Origin of the sequence: uncultured Rothia sp., from assembly GCF_937976295.1 — a bacterium.
In the GTDB taxonomy this organism is placed as follows: domain Bacteria; phylum Actinomycetota; class Actinomycetes; order Actinomycetales; family Micrococcaceae; genus Rothia.
The window spans coordinates 1-3,316 of record NZ_CALJRY010000214.1; the positions used below are offsets into that span (position 1 = coordinate 1).

Here is a 3,316-nt window from a genome sequence, read left to right on the forward strand (position 1 = left end):
TGCAAGTAAATACAGAATTATGACAACACAGAAATATAAAGATTTGATAAACCTCTAGCGATTGACAAGGAGAGATGAAAGCCAGCTGAAAATACCTCCTGAAATGGCTTGAAGCCCCCTCTTTGACCACCGTACTATAGAGGGCGTGAGGTCACTTCCGGACCTTGCACGGGGCCACTTCCGGAGCCCCAGACGTAAAGTCACCGCACATTACAGCACCGATAAACCGCATAGAGATCCAAAGGAGGATCCAGTGTCCGCAACGATGAACCGTCGCACGGCATTCCGTGCGCTTGGCGTAGGCACCGCGACCATCGCTCTCGGCTGTGCAGCTGCACCCGCAGCACAGGCACAGCAGATGGCGCATCCGCAGAAGGCAATGACTGCCGACCAGCAGCTCAAGCTGATTCTGCGCCGCCTGGAGCAGGTACCTGCCCGTTTGAAGTATGCGAAGCCTGGATCCTCCAACCGCGTTAATAGCGGCATTGAGAGCGCACTGGGCAACCTGACCACCGTCCAGGGCACTGACGCAGGCCGTCAGATTGCAAGCGCTAAGGCCGCCGTCCACAAGTCTGATGGACGCGCCCACGCAGCGCTCTCCCCCGTTGGTGTTATCGCCTGCGTTGTCAGTATTGCAAAGTTTGTCATCCAGCTGGGTATCGCCATTTACAAGCTTATTAAGGCACTCGTGAACGCCTTCAAGCAGTGGCAGACCTTCAAGAACATCGTGAAGGCCGTCATTTCTGGTGAAGTCCGCAAGAAGCTGGGTACCGAAACTGAAACCGTACTCAAGGCCATTTTGGGCATTGAAGACGTCCTCAAAAAGTGTGCATAGTCTACACACCGTACGGCTATGCGCTTGTTTAGAGAGCTAATCTTGGTGTTTCTTTAGCTTTCTAGACCCCGTTAAAGGGATGCGCCGCACGTGGAGTCACTGCATGGGCTCGCTGCGCGTCCGGGTAGCCGGAGGGTATGTCCTCGAGTGTCTTCGGCACCTACCCAGCCCACCCCGCATGACCTCATGGTGCGGGGTGGGTTTCTTTAACCGCTCTTTCGGCCGCTCTTTTCGGGCGAGCGCTTCTCGAGCTTGTCCCCTCCCCCGCCTCCTTATATATAGACAAAAATCGACCCCGCACCGGCTAACGGTACGGGGTCGATTTCTATGTTCTACGTACTCGACGTAAGGATTACTCGCCGCGGGAGACGTTGATCATCTCGTCGCGGTCCACAACCTTCACGCGGGCGCGAGGCTCACCGGCAGCGTCCTTGGATGCTGCGCCCAGTGCCTTCTCGTGATCGTCCAGGCGGTGCCAGCCTTCCCAGGTGGTGTACTTGATGCCCTTGGAGTCCAGGTAGGCGCTGAATGCCTCTGCGTCCGGCTCGGTTGCGGTGTAGAGGTTCTCGCGGTCCTCGAGCAGGTGGGTGATGGTCTCGAGTGCGTCAGACTTGGTGGAGCCGATCAGACCGACGGGGCCGCGCTTGATCCAACCGGATGCGTACAGGCCGGGAACGACCTCGCCGTTCTCGTCCACGACGCGACCCTCAACATTGGTGATGACGCCGCGCTTGTCGTCGTAACCGATTTCGGGCAGTTCGGAACCGAAGTAGCCGATTGCACGGTAGACAGCCTGTACGGGGTAGTCCACGTACTCGCCGGTGCCGATGATGCCGCCGTTGCCGTCGAGCTTGTTGCGCTCCATGCGCAGGCCAACGACCTTGCCGTCTTCGCCGAGGATCTCGTGCGGGGACTGCAGGAAGTGCAGATGCAGGCGGCGGGATGCGGTCTGCTCGTTATTCTTCTGGTCTTCCAGCCAGCCGCGCAGGGTCTTCATCATGACCTTGGTCTGGGCGTTCTTCTCCATTGCTTCCTCGGAAGCGGCGTCGAACTGGAAGTCCTCTTCGTACAGGACGATGTCCACGTCGCGGGAGTGTGCGAGTTCGCGCAGCTCGAGCGGGGTGAACTTCATCTGTGCGGGGCCGCGGCGACCGAAGACGTGCACGTCGGTCACGGGGGAAGCCTTCAGACCCTGGTAGACGTTGTCGGGGATTTCGGTGACGAGCAGGTCGTCAGCGTGCTTGGAGAGGATGCGGGAGACGTCCAGGGCGACGTTGCCGTTACCGAGCACTGCAACCTGCTCAGCTTCGAGCGGCCAGGTGCGGGGGTAGTCGGGGTGGCCGTCGTACCAGGAGACGAAGTCTGCTGCGCCGTAGGAGCCGTCCAGGTCGATGCCTTCAATGTTCAGGGGTGCATCAAAAATCGCGCCGGTTGCGAAAATGATGGCGTCGTAGTGTTCGCGCAGGTCAGCGAGGGTCAGGTCCTTGCCGTATTCGACGTTGCCGAAGAAACGGATGTCACCGCGGTCCAGGACCTTGTGCAGTGCGGTGATGATGCCCTTGATGCGGGGGTGATCCGGTGCCACACCGTAGCGGATCAGACCGAAGGGGGCGGGGTAGCGGTCGAAGATGTCGATGGCGACCTCGACGGCGCCGGTGCGGACCTCTTCAGACTTGGTGAGGATGTCGGCGGTGTAAATACCGGCGGGACCTGCACCAATAACGGCGACGCGCAGGGGGCGTGCTGCTTCAGACACGAAAATCTTCCTTTCGAAGTTCACCGTCCGGCGCCCGGTGCGGCGCGAACAGGCGGTGAGCTTAGTGTTCACTTCCTGCCTATTTTACCGGGGATTGACGGGTGTTCGGGGGCTTATATGTCTTCGCCCACTAAATAGGACAATTTTCTGTCACCTAATCCGGCTGGGGTTACCTCATTCGGGAGCGGTGGCGCATCCAGCTCGGGGAGCCTCCACACGCGGCGGGCATAAAAACTGCCCCACCCTCCGAGGTGCAGGAGGGCGGGGCAGGGTGTGGAACACGCATCTGCGTGGGTCTTTGTCACCTCAACCGCAGACTAAAAGCTCCCGGCACGGCGAGAAAAACTCACCGCGCCGGGGGCTATAAAGCTTTCGCATGCAACCCGAAACGAAGCCTAGGAAGCGGGTACCGCCTCAAAGGTTACGACCAGCTCGTCGCGCTCACCGAAGCGGACCAGGTGGCGGTCCAGCACATCCGCCACGCGGGCAGCCTGCTCGTCGTTTTCGGCGCGCACCTCCATAATGAGGGCGCCTTCGGTTTCGCGCAGGTCGCCGTAGCCGCGGAAAATGCCGTCGCGGTTGAAGGTGAGGCGGATGCCGTCGGGCAGTTCTGCGGTGCCGAGCTTGCGGCCCATGTGAGAGCCGAGCTGCTTGATGTATCGGGCGGGTCGGTCGGTTGCTACGATGGCGCGCTGGCGTACCGGCAGGGATTCTGCGGCGGGGTA

General features: G+C 60.1%; 3 protein-coding genes. 1 reads left to right on the forward strand and 2 read right to left on the reverse strand.

From position 1 onward, the window contains the following. Nucleotides 1-253: 253 nt before the first annotated feature. Nucleotides 254-835: a hypothetical protein gene (locus tag Q0216_RS05775; RefSeq protein WP_298593682.1), complete on the forward strand. Its 582-nt coding sequence runs from the start codon at nt 254-256 to the stop codon at nt 833-835. 352 nt (nt 836-1,187) lie between these two features. Here the strand turns inward: Q0216_RS05775 and Q0216_RS05780 are convergent, their stop codons facing one another. Continuing rightward, on the reverse strand, nt 1,188-2,591 hold the full coding sequence (locus Q0216_RS05780) for an FAD-dependent oxidoreductase (protein WP_298593684.1): 1,404 nt from the start codon (nt 2,589-2,591) through the stop codon (nt 1,188-1,190). A 395-nt stretch (nt 2,592-2,986) separates the two neighbouring features. Then, nucleotides 2,987-3,316, reverse strand: a 330-nt coding sequence (locus tag Q0216_RS05785; protein WP_298593686.1) for a DUF2218 domain-containing protein, incomplete at its 5' end; no start/stop codon positions are given.